The sequence below is a fragment of the Amycolatopsis sp. ATCC 39116 genome, from assembly GCF_000231075.2.
GTDB lineage: Bacteria > Actinomycetota > Actinomycetes > Mycobacteriales > Pseudonocardiaceae > Amycolatopsis_E > Amycolatopsis_E tucumanensis.
Map to the genome: position 1 here is coordinate 78,583 of NZ_AFWY03000012.1, position 18,305 is coordinate 96,887.

General features: G+C 70.8%; 14 protein-coding genes. 12 read left to right on the forward strand and 2 right to left on the reverse strand.

The genetic code is table 11. The features are described from left to right. Window positions 1-26: 26 nt before the first annotated feature. From AMY39116_RS0316080 to AMY39116_RS0316135, 12 genes are all read left to right on the forward strand, one after another. Complete coding sequence (locus AMY39116_RS0316080; protein WP_020418662.1) at window positions 27-1,823, forward strand: sulfatase; 1,797 nt, start codon at window positions 27-29, stop codon at window positions 1,821-1,823. Window positions 1,824-1,870: 47 nt separating this feature from the next. Then, window positions 1,871-2,467 (forward strand): TetR/AcrR family transcriptional regulator, encoded by a 597-nt coding sequence (locus AMY39116_RS0316085; protein WP_020418663.1) that lies wholly within the window; start codon window positions 1,871-1,873, stop codon window positions 2,465-2,467. Window positions 2,468-2,599: 132 nt separating this feature from the next. After that, window positions 2,600-4,153, forward strand: a complete 1,554-nt coding sequence (locus AMY39116_RS0316090; protein ID WP_084506103.1) for an ABC transporter substrate-binding protein — start codon at window positions 2,600-2,602, stop codon at window positions 4,151-4,153. Next, a complete protein-coding gene (locus AMY39116_RS0316095) occupies window positions 4,150-5,097 on the forward strand; it encodes an ABC transporter permease (protein ID WP_020418665.1) in 948 nt (315 codons plus the stop codon). The genes AMY39116_RS0316090 and AMY39116_RS0316095 overlap by 4 nt, the downstream gene beginning before the upstream one ends. A gap of 2 nt (window positions 5,098-5,099) precedes the next feature. Continuing rightward, window positions 5,100-6,005: an ABC transporter permease gene (locus tag AMY39116_RS42975; RefSeq protein WP_063710160.1), complete on the forward strand. Its 906-nt coding sequence runs from the start codon at window positions 5,100-5,102 to the stop codon at window positions 6,003-6,005. Continuing rightward, complete coding sequence (locus AMY39116_RS0316105) at window positions 6,002-8,044, forward strand: ABC transporter ATP-binding protein (protein WP_020418667.1); 2,043 nt, start codon at window positions 6,002-6,004, stop codon at window positions 8,042-8,044. The genes AMY39116_RS42975 and AMY39116_RS0316105 overlap by 4 nt, the downstream gene beginning before the upstream one ends. Then, window positions 8,041-8,967 (forward strand): formylglycine-generating enzyme family protein, encoded by a 927-nt coding sequence (locus AMY39116_RS0316110; protein WP_020418668.1) that lies wholly within the window; start codon window positions 8,041-8,043, stop codon window positions 8,965-8,967. The genes AMY39116_RS0316105 and AMY39116_RS0316110 overlap by 4 nt, the downstream gene beginning before the upstream one ends. 23 nt (window positions 8,968-8,990) lie before the next feature. Then, window positions 8,991-10,553 carry a sulfatase gene (locus AMY39116_RS42980; RefSeq protein WP_020418669.1) on the forward strand — a complete coding sequence of 521 codons (1,563 nt, stop codon included), beginning with the start codon at window positions 8,991-8,993 and terminating at the stop codon, window positions 10,551-10,553. Window positions 10,554-10,567: 14 nt separating this feature from the next. Continuing rightward, window positions 10,568-12,940: a glycoside hydrolase family 3 protein gene (locus AMY39116_RS0316120; RefSeq protein ID WP_027935965.1), complete on the forward strand. Its 2,373-nt coding sequence runs from the start codon at window positions 10,568-10,570 to the stop codon at window positions 12,938-12,940. Beyond that, window positions 12,940-14,265, forward strand: coding sequence for a sulfatase (locus AMY39116_RS0316125; protein ID WP_020418671.1), 1,326 nt, complete (start codon window positions 12,940-12,942; stop codon window positions 14,263-14,265). The genes AMY39116_RS0316120 and AMY39116_RS0316125 overlap by 1 nt, the downstream gene beginning before the upstream one ends. Then, window positions 14,262-14,618, forward strand: a complete 357-nt coding sequence (locus AMY39116_RS0316130) for a YidH family protein (RefSeq protein WP_020418672.1) — start codon at window positions 14,262-14,264, stop codon at window positions 14,616-14,618. Before AMY39116_RS0316125 ends, AMY39116_RS0316130 begins: the two co-directional genes overlap by 4 nt. Then, window positions 14,615-14,899 (forward strand): DUF202 domain-containing protein, encoded by a 285-nt coding sequence (locus tag AMY39116_RS0316135; protein ID WP_020418673.1) that lies wholly within the window; start codon window positions 14,615-14,617, stop codon window positions 14,897-14,899. Before AMY39116_RS0316130 ends, AMY39116_RS0316135 begins: the two co-directional genes overlap by 4 nt. Window positions 14,900-15,910: 1,011 nt before the next feature. Here the strand turns inward: AMY39116_RS0316135 and AMY39116_RS0316140 are convergent. Beyond that, the gene (locus tag AMY39116_RS0316140; RefSeq protein ID WP_020418674.1) at window positions 15,911-17,062 is read right to left on the reverse strand and encodes a hypothetical protein; all 1,152 of its coding nucleotides are present in this window, start codon (window positions 17,060-17,062) and stop codon (window positions 15,911-15,913) included. 210 nt (window positions 17,063-17,272) lie between these two features. After that, on the reverse strand, window positions 17,273-18,121 hold the full coding sequence (locus tag AMY39116_RS44715) for a hypothetical protein (RefSeq protein ID WP_157358568.1): 849 nt from the start codon (window positions 18,119-18,121) through the stop codon (window positions 17,273-17,275). Between the last annotated feature and the right edge of the window lie 184 nt (window positions 18,122-18,305).

Sequence of the window (18,305 nt, forward strand, 5' to 3'; positions counted from 1 at the left end):
AGTACTCGGTAAGTAAAGGAGGTCCCGTGAAGGCGATCGTCGTGATGTTCGACAGCCTCAACCGCCGCCACCTGCCCGTCTACGGCGGCCAGGACGTGCACGCGCCCAACTTCGCGCGGCTCGCCAGGCGGACCACCGTGTTCGACAACTGCTACGCGGGCAGCATGCCGTGCATGCCGGCCCGCCGGGAGATGCACACCGGCCGCTACAACTTCCTCCACCGCGGCTGGGGTCCACTGGAGCCGTTCGACGACTCGGCCCCGCAACTGCTCACCGACGCCGGCGTGCACACCCACCTGGCCACCGACCACGCGCACTACTGGGAAGACGGCGGCGCCACCTACCACAACCGGTTCCGCACCTACGAGTTCTTCCGCGGCCAGGAAGGCGACTTCTGGCACGGGCAGGTCGCCGATCCAGAGCCGGCCCCGGACCTCAAACGGCTCCGGCGCCCCGCCTACCGCCAGGACCGGGTGAACCGGCAGCACCTCGCCGACGAGGCCGACCACCCGCAGACGCGGACCTTCGACGCGGGCCTGCGCTTCCTGGACGTCAACCACGCCGAGGACGGCTGGTTCCTGCAGATCGAGACGTTCGACCCGCACGAGCCGTTCTTCAGCTACCCGCGCTACCACGACCTCTACCCCGAGGACTACGACGGCCCGGAACTCGACTGGCCCGACTACGCCCAGGTGCTCGAAACCCCGGAGCAGGCCGCCCACGTGCGCAACCGGTACGCCGCGCTGCTGTCGATGTGCGACCACTCGCTGGGCCGGGTGCTCGACCGCATGGACGAGTTCGACCTCTGGCGGGACACTCTGCTGATGGTCGTGACCGACCACGGGTACCTGCTGGGGGAGCACGGCTGGTGGGGCAAGAACGTGCCGCCGTGGTACGACGAAACGATCCACACGCCCCTGTTCGTCTGGGACCCGCGGGCGGGTGCCGCCGGCGAGCGGAGATCGGCTCTGGTACAGACAATCGACTTCGGGCCGACGCTGCTCGAGTGGTTCGGCGTGCCCCGGCCGCCGGACATGCAGGGCCGGCCGCTGCGGGACGTCGTCGCCGCCGACGAACCGGTCCGGGAAGCGGCGTTGTTCGGCGGGTTCGGCGGGCACGTGAGCGTGACCGACGGCCGGTACGTCTACATGCGAGCCCCCGCGACCGAAGCGAACGCGCCCCTGGCGGAGTACACGCTCATGCCGACGCACATGATGGCCCGCTTCGCGCCCGAGGAGCTGCGCGACGCCGAACTCGTGCCCCCGTTCGCGTTCACCAAGGGCGTCCCGGTCCTGCGGACGCGGGGCCAGGCGATGTCCAACCCGTACGCGTTCGGCACGCTCCTGTACGACCTCCACGAGGATCCGGGCCAGGAACGGCCGCTGGTCGACGACGAGCTGGAGCTGCGGATGATCGGGCTGCTGACCCGGAGCATGCGCGACACCGACGCGCCACCCGAACAGTACGCGCGGCTCGGCCTGCCGGAGCACGGCGATCCCGGCCGCGAGCACCTGCAGGTGCGGCGCCACTGGGCTCAGGTCGAAGCGGCCCGGGAACCGATCCGCCGCGAGGACTACCCGCGGGGTCCGCTGAGCGCGCACACCCCGCTGCGCGAGCTGCTCGCCGATCCCGGGGCCCGTGCGGTGCTCCAGGAGCGGGTGCCGGGACTGCTCACCGGTCCGCTCGCCGCCGTGGCCGGGGGATTGAGCCTGGTCGAGATCGCCGCGATGGCCGTCGGTCTGCTGCCCCGGGCGAAGCTCCAGGCCATCAGCGACGCCCTGATCAGCGACGACCAGAAGTTACTCGGCAGTACACCTTCCTAACTTACCGAGTACTCGGTAAGTTAGGCGTATCGAATGGAAGGAGCCGCATGACACGAGCAGAGTCCGGCCGGGTCCGCTTCCCGGCCGCCGAGCGGCGGGAGCAGATCCTCGCCGTCGCCGCGGACGCGTTCGCCGTCGCCGGCTTCCACGGCACCAGCATCGCCGAGGTGGCGGCGAAGGTCGGGGTTTCGCAACCCGGGCTGCTGCACCACTTCCCGAGCAAGGACGCGCTCATCCTCGCCTTGCTGCAGCAGCGTGACCTCCAGGACGAGCAGGCCCTGGCGGCCGAGTTCGCCGGTGTCGACGCCTCCACGCGCGAGTGGCTGGTGGCGCACTGCCGCCGCAACGAGACGCAACCCGGTCTCGTGCGGCTGTTCACCGTTCAATCGGCCGAAAGCCTCGACCCTGCACACCCGGCCCACGAGTTCTTCCGCGAACGCAACCGCCGCGTCCGCGGCCACATCGTCCGGCTGATCGAACGCGACCAGGAGACGGGCAGGCTGCCCGCCTCGCTCGACCCGGCGGACACCGCCGCCGAACTGGTCTCGCTGATGAACGGCCTGCAGTTGCAATGGCTTCGCGACCCGTCGGTCGACATGTGCGGCATCTTCGAGACGAGCATGCGCCGCCTCGAAAAGCACTGACCACGCTCCCGCGAAGCGCCGCCGCCCCGGCGGCAGCCCGGCTTTCCCGACCCCGCACCGGCCGCTGACGGTCCGGTCGCCGCGTGTGCGAAACACGCGCCGGCGAATCCTGACTCAACGAGGAGTCCTTCCATGCGCTCAGGCGTATCCAGAATCCGTGGTGCCCTCCTGCTGACCTTGTCGGCCGTCCTGGTGGCCGGCTGCCAGTCCGCTGTGGACCTGCAGCAGCAGGCGGCGTCCGGTTCGTCGACGGCCGCCTGCCGCCCCGGCGGCACCCTCGTCGTGGCGAACGCCCAACCCCCGATCCCCGGCCGCATCCTCGCCCAGGGCGCGGCGAACCTGTTCTGGGTCCGTGGTGTCTTCGAAACGCTGCTCGCGGTGAAGAACGGCGACGTCAAGAACCCGGAACCACTGCTGGCCTCCGCGTGGAAGCTGGGAGCCGACGACCGCAGCGCCGTGCTGACGCTGCGCCAGGGCGTCACCTTCCACAGTGGACGTCCCTTCACCGCGGCGGACGTGCTGTACACCTTCGAGCAGGCCCTCACCCCGGCCAGCCCCTCGATCGACAAGCAGATCATCGGTGGCTGGCAGATCGAGGCTACCGGTGACCACGAGGTGACGATCCGCTCGAAGACGGCCTTGTCGCCGGTGCTCGCGAGCGTCCTCGACGACACCCCGATCGTCGATTCGGAGACCTACGCGGGCCTCGCCGACGGCAGCAAGATCATCGGGACCGGCCCGTTCAAGGTCGAGGAGTACCAGCCGGGCTCCCAGATCGTGCTGGTGCGCAACGACAAGTACTGGCAGCAGGGCCTGCCGCACCTGGACCGGATCGAGAACGTCGTCATCCCGGACTCGACCGCGCAGCTGGCCGCACTGCGCTCCTCGCGGGCCCAGCTCGCCGGGGGCCTCACCACGCAGGACGCGCAGACCGTGACCCGCCAAGGCGACCAGTTCCAGCTTCAGAACACCCTGCAGGCGGCGTACTCGCTCGTCCTCGACACGACCAGCGGCGTCTTCGCGGACAAGACCGTCCGGCAGGCCGTGGGCTACGCGATCGACCGGGACCGGATCAAGCAGCAGGTCTTCGGCGGGCTGGGCACCACCGCGGGCCTCATCTGGCCGCCGGGCGACACCTACCCGAAGGACCTCGAGAACACCTACCGGTACGACCCGGCCAAGGCCCGCCAGCTGATCCAGCAGGCCGGGGCGACCGGCGCCGCGGTGCCGATCACCATCATCAACAACCCGCAGCTGCAGGCCGAATACCAGATCATCGCGAACAACCTGACCGATGTCGGCCTCAAACCGAACCTCGTCGCGCTGGCGGCGCCGGACTACCAGGCGCGGCTGGCGGCGCAGAAGGGCGGGAACTACCTGTCCTTCCGCGGGGTCGCCGACACCCCGTCGCTGATCGCGCAGACCAACCCGGACGTGCGGCTGCAGGGCGCCCACCGGCAGTTCGGCAGCCCCGAGTACACCGCACTGGTGCAGGGTCTCGTCGAGGCCGGCAGCGGCCCGGACGCGGCCAAGGCCGTGCACGAGCTGACCGCCTACATGCTCGACCAGGCCGTCCAGCACGTGGTCGTCACGACGCCGGGCATCATGGTCCGCTCCACGGCGGTCGGCGGTACCACCTTCACCTCCGGCGGGCTGCTGTCCCGGGAAACGTGCCTGGTCCGATGAGCCGCTTCCTCCTCCGCCGCCTCCCGTCGATCGTGCTGGTGCTGCTGGCCACGAGCGTGATCGCCTTCCTGCTGCCGCGCCTGGCACCGGGCGACCCCGCCGCGGTGATCGCGGGCCCGGACGCGTCCGCGCAGACGATCGCCGCGATCCGCGCCCAGCTCGGCCTCGACCAGCCGTGGGTGACGCAGTACCTGCACTGGCTCGGCGGCCTGTTCACCGGCGACCTCGGGCAGTCCTTCCAGTACGGCAGGCCGGTCGCCGAGCTGATCGGCGACCGGCTCGAAAGCACGGTCGAGCTGGCCGTGCTGGCCGGGGTGTTCCTCGTCGTGTTCGGCATCGGCCTTGGCGTCCTCGCCGGTTCGGCCCGCAGCCGCTGGGCGCGCACCCTCATCGGCGGCGCGAACACCGGTCTGCTGGCCGCCCCGCCGTTCCTGGTCGGCCTGCTGCTGATCCTCGTCTTCGGGGTGGCCGTGCGGCTGCTGCCGATCAGCGGCGAGACGCCGGTGCTGGACAATCCGTCCATCGGGTTGCAGTACCTGCTGCTGCCCGCGCTGGCGCTCGCGTTGCCCATGTCGGCCGGCGTGGCGCGGCTGGTCCAGACGTCGATGGTCGGCGTGCGCCAGGAGGACTTCGTCGACCTGGCGGTCGCGAAGGGCGTGCCGTCGCGGCGGATCAGCGTCCGGCACGTCCTGCGCAACAGCCTCGGCCCGGCCGTGGTGGCGATCGGCATCCGGTTCGGTGACCTGCTCGCCGGCGCCGTGGTCATCGAGGCGATCTTCGCCCGCAACGGGCTGGGCCAGCTGGCCGTGTCCGGCGCGCAGAACGCCGACTACGCGGTCGTCCAGGTGCTCATCGTCGGCACGGTGTTCATCGCGGTCCTGGCCCAGCTGCTCACCGAAATCGCCCTCGCGGCGCTCGACCCCCGCATCCGATTGGGGCAGTGACCATGGACATTCCGAAAAGGACACTCACCGGGCCCGTCGCGGCGGCCGCCGTCGCCGCACCAAAGACCGCGCGCAAACCCGAGCGGGGCGGTACGTTCGTCCGGTACGCGAAGGCGTTCCGCACTCCGAAGGGGATCGCGGCCGCGGTGCTGCTCGCGCTGCTCGTCGCCGTCGCCGTGCTCGCCCCGGTCCTCGCGCCCGGCGGCTACGACCAGCAGGCCCGCGACGCCCTCACCGGCCCGTCCGCGGCCCACCTGCTGGGCACCGACGAGTTCGGCCGGGACATCCTGGTCCGGACGATCTACGGGCTGCGCACGGACCTGAGCCTGATCCTCACCGCGGTGCCGGTGAGCATGGTGCTCGGCACGCTGCTCGGCCTCTCCGGCTACCTGTCGAAACTGCTCGGCTCGGCGACACAGCGGCTGCTCGACCTCATCCTCGGTTTCCCCGGTCTGATCCTCGGCATCATGATCGTGTTGATGATCGGGGCAGGTTGGACGTCGCTGTTCGTCGCCATCGTGATCGCCGGGCTGCCCGGCTTCGGCAGGCTCGCCCGGGCGGGCCTGCTCGCCCAGCAGCAGCGGGAATACGTGCTCGCGGCCCGGGTGCTCGGCGTGTCTCGGCCGAAGGTGCTGGTGCGCCACATCCTGCCGAACGTGACCGACCCGATCCTCGTGCAGGCCACGGTGTTCATGGTGGTGGCCATCTTCATCGAGGCCGGGCTGAGCATCGTCGGGCTCGGGATCAACCCGCCGAACCCGTCGCTCGGCGCGATGCTCAACGTCGGCGCGCGGTACGTCAGCACGCTGCCGACCTACGTGCTCGGGCCGGGGCTCGTGCTCCTGCTGCTCGCGCTCGCCTTCACCCTCCTGTCCGACGCGCTCAACGAGGCGGCGACCCGGCGATGACCACTGAGACCCTGCTGGACGTGCGCGGCCTGCGCACCCACTTCGACACCCCGGCCGGGGTCGTGCACGCCGTCAACGACGTGACGTTCTCGGTCCGGCCCGGCCAGGTCGTCGGCATCGTCGGCGAATCCGGGTCCGGCAAGTCCGTCACGGCTCGCTCGATCCTGCGGATGGTCCGCCCGCCCGGGCGGATCGCCGGCGGCGAAGTCCGGTACCGGGGCGCGGATCTGCTCGCCCTGCCGGAGAAGCGGATGCGCGAGCTGCGCGGCCGCGAGATCGCGATGGTGTTCCAGGACCCGCAGTCGGCGCTGAACCCGGCGATGACCGTCGGCGACCAGATCGCCGAAGCACTGATCGTGCACGGCACCGCCAAGCGGCCCGCGCGGGAACGTGCCCGCGAGCTGCTGCACCAGGTCGGCATCCCGGACGCCGACCGGCGGATCGACGACTACCCGCACCAGTTCTCCGGCGGCATGCGCCAGCGCGTCGTGATCGCGGTGGCACTGGCGAGCTCGCCGTCGCTGCTGATCGCGGACGAGCCGACCACGGCGCTCGACGTCACCGTCCAGGCGCAGATCCTGCGGCTGCTGGGCAAGCTGCGCGACGAACTGGGCATCGCCGTCCTGATGATCACCCACGACATGGGTGTGGTCGCCGAGATGTGTGACGAGGTCGTCGTCATGTACGGCGGCCGGGTGATGGAACGCGGCCCGGTCGCGGCGATCTTCGAGCGGCCCGAGCTGCCCTACACCGCGGACCTGCTCGCGGCGATGCCCCGGGTCGACGAGGTGTCCACCGGCCGCCGGCTGCCGTCGATCCCGGGCGCCCCGCCCGACCCCGCGCGCCTGCCGAGCGGCTGCGCCTTCCACCCGCGCTGCCGCCTGAAGGAAGACGTCTGCACCCGCGAGGTGCCCGCGCTCGTGTCGCGGGGCGACGGGCACCTGGCCGCCTGCCACGTCACGCAGGCAGGTTCGGCGATCCCGCCGATGCGCCCGCCCGCCGCGGCCGCCGTCCGCCGCGAGCGGATTCCGGTGCCACTGCTGGACATCACCGACCTGAAGGTGGACGTCAACGGCGAGCGCACCGGCCTGTTCCGCCGGCACCGCCCGGTGTACGCGGTCGATGGTGTCGGGCTGACCGTGTCCAGCGGCGAGACGGTCGGACTGGTCGGCGAGTCCGGGTGCGGGAAGTCGACGCTGGCGCGGACGATCGTCGGCATCAACACCGCCGCGGCCGGCACCATCCGGGTCGGAGAACACACCCTCGGCCCCAAGGAACCCGCGGGTTCGCCGCACCTGCGCGACACCGTCCAGTACGTGTTCCAGGACCCCTACGCGTCGCTGAACCCCCGTCGCACGATCCGCCAGTCGCTCGACGAGGCCCTCGCCGTCCGCGGCATGCCGGCGGCGGAGCGGGCGGCGGAAGTGGTGCGGCTGGTCGAGCGGGTCGGGCTCGACGAACGGCACCTCGACCGGTACCCGCACGCGTTCTCCGGCGGGCAGCGCCAGCGCGTCGGGATCGCCCGGGCCCTGGCGGCCCGGCCGAAGCTGCTGGTCCTCGACGAACCGGTGTCCGCGTTGGACGTCTCGATCCAGGCCCAGATCATCAACCTGCTGGAATCGCTGCGCGACGAGTTCGACCTCGGCTACCTGTTCATCGCCCACGACCTGTCGGTGGTGCGGCACCTGTCGGACCGGGTCGCGGTCATGTACCTCGGCCGGTTCGTCGAAATCGGAGACGCCGAAGCCGTCTACTCGTCGCCGCAGCACCCGTACACCGCCGCATTGCTGGCGTCATCGCCCGTGCCGGACACGGGCGGGCGGACCCGCGAGCGGATCGTCCTCGGCGGTGACCTGCCCAGCCCCAAGGACCCGCCGAGCGGGTGCCGGTTCCGCACCCGCTGCCCGATCGGCCCGCTGCACCGTCCGGACCGGACGGTCTGCGCCGAGAAGGACCCCGAACTCACCCCGACCGAAGGCGGGCAGCTGGCCGCCTGCCACTTCGCCGGGGAACTCGCCCGCACCGGAGCGGTCGCATGAGCTGCTGCACCCCGGGCCGGTCGCCCGGCTCGCACGAGACCCCGGTGGCGCCGCTGCCGACTCGGCCGGGGTCCACCGACGGGATGGTGGCCTTGCCGGGCGGGGAGTTCCGCATGGGCACCGACGACGCCGAAGGCTTCCCAGCCGACGGCGAGGGCCCGGTCCGGACCGTCGAGCTGTCCCCGTTCCTGATCGACCGGTACGCGGTGTCGAACGACGACTTCGCCGCCTTCGTCGCGGACACGGGATACGTCACGGAGGCCGAGCGCATCGGCTGGTCCTACGTGTTCGTCCGGTTCCTGGACCGGGAGCTGCGCCGGATCTCACCCCGCCCGGATGTCACGCCGTGGTGGGCCGCGGTGACCGGCGCCGACTGGCGGCGGCCCGAAGGCCCCGGCAGCGACCTGAGCGGTCGCGGCGACCACCCGGTGGTCCACGTGTCGTGGCACGACGCCGGCGCGTACGCCGCGTGGGCCGGCAAGCGGCTGCCGACCGAGGCGGAGTGGGAGTACGCCGCCCGCGGCGGGCACGACCAGCGCCGCTACCCCTGGGGCGACGAACTGAACCCGGGCGGCCGCCACCTGGCCAACATCTGGCAGGGCCGCTTCCCGATCACCGACACGGCCGAAGACGGCTACGCCGGCACCGCGCCGGTGGACGCGTTCCCGCCCAACGACTTCGGCCTGCACAACATGGCCGGCAACGTCTGGGAGTGGTGCGCCGACCGCTGGGGCACCGACCACCCGCCCCGGGCGCGAGACCCGATCGGGCCGTCGACGGGGACCGACCGCGTGACGCGCGGTGGTTCCTACCTCTGCCACGTCTCCTACTGCAACCGCTACCGCGTCGCCGCCCGCTCGCACAACACCCCCGACAGCTCCGGTGGCAACACCGGGTTCCGCTGCGCCCGCGATCCCGGCTGACCGCCGCCACGAGAAGGGTTCCCATGCGCGTCATCTACGTCGACGTCGACACGCTCCGCGCCGACCACACGCAGCCGTACGGCTACCACCGGCCCACCACGCCGAACCTGCAGGCACTGGCCGACAAGGGAGTGGTGTTCGACCGCTACTACTGCTCCGACTCGCCATGCCTGCCCTCCCGCACCGCCATGACCAGCGGGCAGTTCGGCATCACGAACGGCGTCATCGGCCACTTCGGCGAAGCCGCCCGGTTCCGGCTCGACTCCGGCCACGCCCCGCACCCGGACCGGCCGCTGCTCGGCCAGCGCCTCGGGCAGCACGGCCACTACACCGCCGCCGTCTCGATGTTCGCCGAACGGCACCGCGCCTACCACTTCCTGGGCAACTTCCGCGAGTCGATCCGGGCCACCGACGAGATCAACGACGAGGACGGCCGGGAGATCAACCGCGTGGGGCTGGACTGGATCCGCCGGCACGCGCACGAGGACGACTGGTACCTGCACCTGACCTACTGGGAGCCGCACACCCCGTACCTCACCGGAAAGGAGTGGACCGAGCGGGCCGCCGCGTCCGGTCCGGCGCCGGCCTGGCCGGATCAGGAGGCGATCGACGGGCACGCCGAGGTCTATGGGCCCCGCAGCGCGCTGGACCTGCACTATTCGGTGGGCCCGCGCAAGTCGCCGTACCCGGACACCATGCCCGAGGCGATCCGCACCCGCGCCGACTTCGAGCACCTGATCAACGGATTCGACGGCACGATCATGTACTGGGACAGCCTCTTCGGCGAGCTTCTGGCCACCTTGGACGAACTCGGCATCGCCGGGGAGACGGCGATCATCGTCAGCGCCGACCACGGCGAATCCTTCGGTGAGAACGGTTCCTACGCCGAGCACGGGCTGGCCAACGAGCCGGTCCACCGGTTGCCCCTGGTCGTCTACTGGCCCGGCGTCACCGATCAGCTGCCCGACGACGCGCGCCACTGCGACGCGTTGCTCTACAACATCGACTTCGCACCCACGATCTGTGACCTGCTCGGCGTTCCGATTCCCCGTGGCTGGCAGGGAACCTCGTTCGCCGACGCCGTCCGCGGCGCCGAGATCCCGTCGCGGCCGTATCTCGTGCTGGGCCACGGCGCCCACACCTACCAGCGGTCGGTCCGCACCCGCGACCACCTCTACATCCGCACCTACCACCCCGGGGCGTTCCGCGCGGAGTGGGAGCAGCTGTTCGACGTCACCGCCGATCCGCACCTCACCACCGACCTGCTCGACAAGGAGCCGGAGCTGGCCGCGCGGATGCGGACGTACCTGGCGGAGTGGCTGCACACCTACGCGGGGCGTCCAGGCGCGCTGCCCGATCCGATGCAGACGACGCTGCAGGTCGGGCCGGTCTACTACAACGACCCTGTGCGGTACCAGGAACATCTGCGCGCAACCGGGCGTGGCCACCTTGCCGACGACCTCGCCGAACGGCTCTCGACCGCGACCGGAGCGACTCCGGTGTCCTGGCACGCTTCGGACGTCGCGTGGACGCCCGAGCGGCACGCGGCCTGGGACAAGATGATCGCGGCCGCCGACCCCGCCTGACCGAGAGGTTTCCGATGACTTCCACTGTGGACAGTGCGCTGGACCTGCCGGCCAAGGTCGCGCTCCTGACCGGCGCGAGCATGTTCACCCTGCGCCCGGAGCCCGCGATCGGGCTGCCCGAGCTGCGCCTGTCGGACGGGCCCACCGGGGTCCGCGGCCTGACGTTCTCCGGCGGCCCGGCGGTCACGTTGTTCCCCAACGCGACGCTCCTGGCGTCGGCGTGGAACACCGGCACTGCTTACGAAGTCGGGCGTATGCTGGCCGAAGAGGCCTCGGCGCAGGGCGTCCACGTCGTGCTCGGGCCGACGATCAACCTGCACCGCAGCCCGCTCGGCGGCCGCCTGTTCGAGGCGTACTCCGAGGACCCGCTGCTGTCCGGGGCGCTCGCCGCCGCGTACGTCCGGGGCCTGCAGGACCACGGGGTCGGTGCGTGCCTGAAGCACCTGGTGGCCAACGAGTCCGAGACCGAGCGGCACACCGTCGACAGCGTCGTCGACGAAGCGACCTTGCGCGAGGTGTACCTGCTGCCGTTCGAGATCGCGGTCGCCGACGCGGACGCGTGGTCGATCATGGCGGCCTACAACCGGGTCAACGGCACCCCCGCCACGGAGCAGCGGCACGTGCTCACCGAGATCGTGAAGGGGGAGTGGGGCTACCGCGGGCTGGTCGTGTCCGACTGGTGGGCCACCACGAGCACGGCCCCGTCGGCCAACGCCGGACTGGACCTGGTGATGCCCGGTCCGGTCGGGCCGTGGGGAGACCGGCTCGTCGACGCCGTGAAGGCCGGTGAAGTCGACGAGGCCGTGATCGACGACCACCTCGGCCGCCTGCTGCTGCTCGCCGAACGCGTCAGCACCCCGCGGCCTGCCCGCGAAGTTCCCGCGCCGGACAGCCCGGCCCGGCGGGCGCAGCTGACCCGGCTGGCGGCCGAAGGCATGACGGTGCTGACGAACGACGGCGTCCTGCCGCTACGACGCGAAACGACGGTCGCGCTGGTCGGCCGGCACGCCGTCGACACCGTCGACATGGGCGGCGGCTCGGCGCAGGTGAACCCGCCGTACCAGGTGAGCGTCGCCGAGGGGCTGACCGAGCTGCTCGGCGATGCGGTCACCGTCGTCGACGGCGTGGAGGTCCGGGAGCGTCCGGTCCCGGCCGGGCCGGAGTTCGCCGTCCACCCGTCGACCGGCGAGCCCGGCATGCGCGTGACGCTGCACGCGGCCGACGGCTCGCTGCTCGGCGAACGCGATCTCGCGGCGACGAGCACGATGATCGGGATCGACGACGACCTGCCCGAGGCGCCGCGAGCCGTCCGGTTGTCCGCGCGACTGCCGCGAGGCGGGCGAATGCTGGTCGGCGGTATCGGCGTCGGTAGGTGGGAAGTGCGCGCCGGCGGCCGGACCGGCCGGTTCGAGCTGGGGCTCACCAGTGGCGACGTCGGCGAAGCGGTCTTGCGGCCACCGGGTGACACCCTGCTCGTCGATGTCGAGCCGGGCGCGCTGCTCGAAGCCGAGGTCACCCTCGAGTCCGGCGGCCGGGGCCGGTACGGGCTGGTCGCGCGCCCGGCCCCGGAGGACGTGACCGAGGCGGTCGGCCGGGCGGTGGCCGCCGCGCGCGCCGCCGACGTGGCCGTGGTCGTCGTCGGGCTGACCGAGGAGCAGGAAACCGAGGCGGTGGACAAGACGACGTTGCGGCTGCCCGGCGCGCAGGACGACCTCGTGCGTGCGGTCGCGGCCGCCGCCCGCCGGACCGTGGTCGTCGTGAACGCCGCCACCCCGGTGCTGATGCCGTGGCTGGAGCAGGTGGACGCCGTGCTCTGGGCCGGTCTGCCGGGACAGGAGGGTGGCCACGCCGTCGCGGCCGCGTTGCTCGGCGACCTCGAACCCGCCGGGCGCCTGGTGACGACCTTCCCCGCGGCGGACGGCGCGTCTCCCGCGTGGTCGGTGACGCCGGTGGACGGCCGGCTCGAGTACGCCGAAGGCCCGTTCATCGGCTACCGCGGCCACGAGGCAGGCCGAGCGCCTGCGCCGACGTTCTGGTTCGGCCACGGCCTCGGCTACTCGACCTGGGACTACTCGGACGCCGCCGTGCTGGACGACAACGGCCACCAGGTCGCGGTCACCGTCACCAACACGGGCAGCCGCACCAGCCGCGAGGTCGTCCAGGTGTACTTCCGCCCGGCGGACGAACGGCAACCCGTGCGGCTCGTCGGGTGGGGCGCCGCGACCCTCGAACCCGGGCAGAGCGCGCGGGTCGAAGTGACCGGGGATCCGCGGCTGCGGCGCCGCTGGGAGAGCGGGAACTGGGTGGAGCTGCCACCGGACGGGGAGCTGCTGCTCGCCCGCGGCCTCGGGGACGTCCGCGCCACCCTGCGGATCGGGAGTGCGTGATGCCGCCGAACATCCTGCTGATCACCGCCGACGACATGGGCGGCGACACCCCGGGCTGCTTCGGCGGCCCGGCTGACGTCACCCCCACCCTCGATCGGCTCGCCTCCGAAGGCATGACGTTCGGGCGGGCGCACGTCGCTGTCGCGGTGTGCCAGCCCAGCCGGTCGGCGATCATGACCGGCCGCTGGCCGCACCGCAACGGCGCGCAGGGCTTCGAACCGATCGCCGACGGCGTCCCGGTGCTGACCGAGGTGCTGCGCGAAGCCGGCTACTTCTGCGGGGTCCTCGGCAAGGTCGACCACCTGCAACCGGTCGAGCGGTTCGGCTGGGACTTCACGCGGGGCATGCGCGAGCTGGGCATGGGCCGCAGCCCCGCGGCCTACGGCGAGGCTTCGGCGGCCTTCGTCGCCGAGGCGGCCGAGCAGGGCAGGCCGTGGTTCCTGATGGCGAACGCGCACGATCCACACCGGCCCTACTCCGGCAGCCAGGCCGAGCAGGAGCGGTTTCCCGCCGAAGCCCGCGCGACGTACCCGGCGCCGTCGCGGGTGTTCGGGCCCGAGGACGACGTCGGGGTGCCCGGTTTCCTGCCGGACCTGCCCGCCGTGCGGCAGGAGTACCGCGAGTACCTCAGCTCGTCCCGGCGCTGCGACGACGTGGTGGCCGCCGTCCTCGGGGCCGTGGACGCGACGGACACGCTCGTCGTCTTCCTTTCCGACAACGGGATCGCGGTCCCGTTCGCCAAGGCCAACTGCTACCTGCAGAGCAGCCGGACGCCGTTGATCGTGCGCTGGCCGGGCGTCACCCGGCCCGGCACGAGCGAGGACACGGCGTTCGTGTCGGCGCTGGACCTCTTCCCGACCTTCTGCGCGGCCGCCGAGGTGCCCGTACCGTCCGGAGTGGACGGACAGAGCCTGCTTCCGCTGCTGCGCGGTGAACCGCAGGAAGGCCGCGACGCGGTGCACACGGTGTTCCACGAGACGGCCGCGAAAGGCCGGTTCGAGATGCGCTGCCGCCAGGACGCCCGGCTCGGCTACATCTGGAACGCCTGGTCCGACGGCGTTCGCGAGTACCGCGCCGAGAACATGCTGGGCCTGACCTGGCCTGCGATGGTCGAAGCGGGTGGTGACCGGGTCGGCTTCTACCTGCACCGCGCCCCGGAGGAGCTCTACGACCTGCGGGCCGACCCGCATTCGCTGGCCAACCTCGCCGCGGACCCCGCGTACGGGGAGGACCTGGCCGCGGCGCGGCGGGAGCTGCTCGCCTGGCTGGACGCCACCGGCGATCCGTTGCTCGGTACCTACCGGGCGTTCCTGGCCGAATCGTGACGCCCCGCTGGTACGAGGAGGGGGAGGAGCCGGACTACCGGTTCACCCTCGCCAACGAGCGAACGTTCCTGGCGTGGCTGCGCACGGCGTTGGCGTTGATCGCCGGTGCGGTCGCGTTGGCGCAGTTGGTGCCGTCGTTTTCGGTGGCCTGGTTGCGTACCGGGCTGGCGGTTTTGCTGGCGGTGGCGGGCACGGTGCTGGCGGCCTTCGCCTATCGGCGGTGGGCGCGCGTGCAGCGGGCGATGCGGCACCAGCGGCCGCTGCCGGTGGACTGGCTGCCCGCCGCGATGGGCACGATCACGGCCCTGACCGGACTCGTCGTCGTGGTCGTCGTGCTGACGCACCGGCCGTGAGCGAGCGGGACCCGGGGCTGCAGCCGGAGCGGACGGCGCTGGCGTGGCGGCGGACGGCGCTGTCCGCCGCGGTGGCCGCCGTCGTGCTGCTGCGGGCCGGGCTGATCGAACGGTCCGTGCTGGGGCTCCTGGCCGGATTGGGTGCGCTGGTGGTGGTGGCGATCGCGGGGTGGGCCGGGCTGTTCCCGCGTCGCGCCGTGGCGCCCCGGACCCTGCTCATCGCCACAGCGATCACCAGCGTGACCGGAATGCTCGCCGGCGGCCATCTCCTGTGGAGCTGACAGGCCGACCACGGGCCTGATCCCGCAGTGGTGGATTCCAGTGGTACCCGGGCTGCGTGCCTGTGACTGGCCCAGGCCGACGCTGCCGAGATCGGACGCACGTTGCCGCAATTGATGGTGGACTGCCCGGAGCTTCCGGCCGTTCCCAGCTTCCGTAGGCGTACCTGGCGCTCGTGCACTCGGCGACCGCGTGGTAGCTGCCGGGCCTGGGTGCACTCTTGGTTCTCACTTGCCCCATGGCGAAGCCCACACGTCCGACTCCGATCGCGGTTCGATGGAGCTCGCGGCAATCACTTGGTCGGCGCACGGTGTCGGTGCATCCTCCGTCGGCGGGGTGCGAGGGAACTGTCTGAAGAAGGTCTGCCTCGGGTTCGGTTCGGTGGGGCCACGCGCTTCGGTGTCGAGCCGTGGGACGATGGTGCCGTAGTGGTCGCACCTCTGGCCTGAAGTGCGTCTCGGCGGCCTTGCGCCATGCGGCGTCGTCGGAGCCCTTGATCGTCTCGCGCAGGTAAGAACGACGGCCGGTGACTGGGTCGATGCCGGCGTAGAGCACCACTCGGAGGCTGTCGCCGCGCTGCTCGATGCGGCCGCGCTGGCGGGCTTCAAGGCGTGTTCGAGCCATCACCCTCGGATACTCGCACCCATGATCAACTTCGGTTGATCGTCTGAAGTTGTTTTCGCTGGTCAGAACCGGTGGGCCGGGCGGGGCTCGAACCCGCGGCCAAGGGATTATGAGAGTCCGAAATCACCCGGCAGGAGGAGAACCTGCAGGCAGGCCAGGCGCCAGGTGCGCGTTTGGTCGCGTCCGTGGCAGGAGTGGGCTTGGGTTCATGGACAAGTTCATGGACAGGACGAGAGTCCGAGCGCACTCGCTCTCGGACAAGTGATCCCCGGTGTGATCCTCGATCACGCGCCCTGGCGATCGATCTTTCCTGGGGGTAAGCACCGGACCCGCGATCCATGACCTGTCGACGCTGGCGGCGAACACCTCATCCTTCGTTCTTCGGGAGGCTAGTCGCCGCGGGCGAAGTTCAAGACTGCCTCGCGCATGCGTGCCAGAACTTCGGCATTGTGACGCATAACAAGCGGGTCGTAGTCGTGTGTCATCTTGAGCATCGAGACTTTGCTCAGCACCTCCTCGTCGGCCAGTTGAGCCAGCCACGCCGACACCTGTTGGTTGCTGGGGGATCCATCGGCCTGGCCGAGAAGACCAATCAGATCGGTCCTAGCGGACGCAGCACCCAGGCGCTGTACATGGCGATCGGCGGCTGACACAACTGATCCTGCTGCTATCGCACGGCGTTCGTCCTCGTGACCAACTCCGATCTCGTAGCGTGCCGGAAGCGTTGGCTCGGGCGGCTCCGTACCTGTGAGCAGGCGCGGCACCGCTTGGAGGCGAACCCACCGGGAGATCTCATCAAGCTCCCGCATCAGAACAGGCCACCGGTCCGTGCCAGGCCGGTTGATCCCCACTGTCGGAAACAGGGTGACGGGGACCCTCGTGCTGATCGGGGTCTCTGCGATGACGTCACCGATACGCAGCGGTTTCTCGGGCTGTGGCTGCATGTCGCGAGCCGAACGAGGTCTCTGATCGTCCTTGTACATCGCAGCCAAGCGGACCGCGGTAATCGCAGGCGTCCGGTGCTTCGCATGGTTCGTATGGAGCACCAGTCGGGCCAGCGGGTGCATCTGCGGTTCTACCTGCCGGTGGAAGGGCTGCAGGCCGGCGATTCGTCGAAGTAGTTCGCTGCCCTCTCGGAGAGACACAGGGGCGTTGCGGGCTCGTTTCCTCTTCCACTCCTCGAACTTCTCGTAGGTGTCCGACGCCGGCATTTCGACGAGTCTGGCGGCCTTTTCGTCGAGTGGCGCACCGTCCAGAAACTCGACCTCGGCGAACAGCGCGTGTTCGAGGGCCGCCCGCAACGTCACCAAGGCGTCAGCCACGAGCAACGGCACCCTGCGTGGGATCGGAGCCACGCGGTCGACGACGGTTCGGCTGACTGAGCCCGCCGGAACTTCGCGCAGACCGAACACGCCTTCCGCCTGTGTCTGGTAATCGAAAAGCAGGTCGCTGATCTCTCCGATCAGCTCGTCAGCATGTGCCAGCGTCGCGGCGACGCCGAGATGGCGCTGAGGAAGCCAGTCGTGTGTTGAGTCCGCCACTCCATGATCGTACGTGGTGTCGAAGTTCTCCTACGCAGTCTGTACTTTCCGTGACTTGGTTGCGAGGTGGGCGATGCGGGGACGATGCGGGCGAGGGTGTGTACGGCGCGGCGGGTAGTCACGCAGGATTTCCGAACGGATCTGCCACACCGTTCGAAGGATCCGTTCCACTGAGGTCGACCCACTCTTCTGCAGGTGCCCGTTGCGTGATCAGCTCCAGTCGCGGGGGTTGTCCCGCAGGGAGAGGTCGGGGAGGCCGGTGATGGGTTCGGGCGCGTTGTAGTGGGGGTGGTCGAAGGTGTGCAAGACGAAGATGTGACGGGGCCACGTGGCGAAGCGGGAGCTGCCGCCGAGGGTCTTCTCGAGGTTTTCAACCTGGCCGATGCGGCGAGTGTCGTTCTTGGCGTTGAAGGCGGAGATGGCGGCGCGTTCGCCGGTTTCGGTGGTGTAGGGGTAGCCGGTGAGGTCGTCGAAGTACATGGGCACGCGGGGGAGGGTGCGGTCCGGGGCGAGGAGTGTCATCGCGTCGAGGGCGGCGTGGGTTCCCGTGTAGACGTCGAGGTCATGGGCGACGAATCCCAGCGGAGGAAGGTCTCCGCTGTCGATGCGCTGCATCAGCGGTGCGGTGGTGTGGGTGACGTCGCCGAGGACGAGCTCGGCGTGGCGTAGGCGGGCACGCAGGGCGGTTTCGTCCATGGCGAAGGCGCCGGAGTGCAGGGCGAAGCCGCAGTCGCGCGGGTCGGTGGCGGGCAGGAGCCCGGCGCCGGAGTCGAGGCCCACCACGCGGACGCGGATGCCGTACCAATGTTGGATGAGGTCGGCGTGGTCCTCGAGGGCGCGCAGGCCGTTGCCGCCGGCGACGCCGAACTCCAGCGCGGTGAACGCCTCGGTGCGGAGGGCGCGGGCGGTGCGGGCGGCGGCGATCAGGCCGTAGAGGTAATGCGGGTAGGGCAGCGGGCCGCGTCCGCGTTTTTCCATGCGGTGCAGTCGCACGGCGGCCTCATCCCAGGGCCAGGGCTGCGGCGCGACCACCTCGCGTACCCGCACCGCCAGCTGCACCAGTCCGGCGGGCAACGCGGCCGCGGCCTTGCGGGAAACACGATTGAGCAGAGACACGGACACGACGCAACCCCTCACCTATGACGTAACGAAAAGCGCTGCCTATATCGCGTCGGGATGCGTTCCGTTACTCCTCGGTTGTGGAAATTGACACTACGCCGAACGGAGCAATAACGACGAGTAA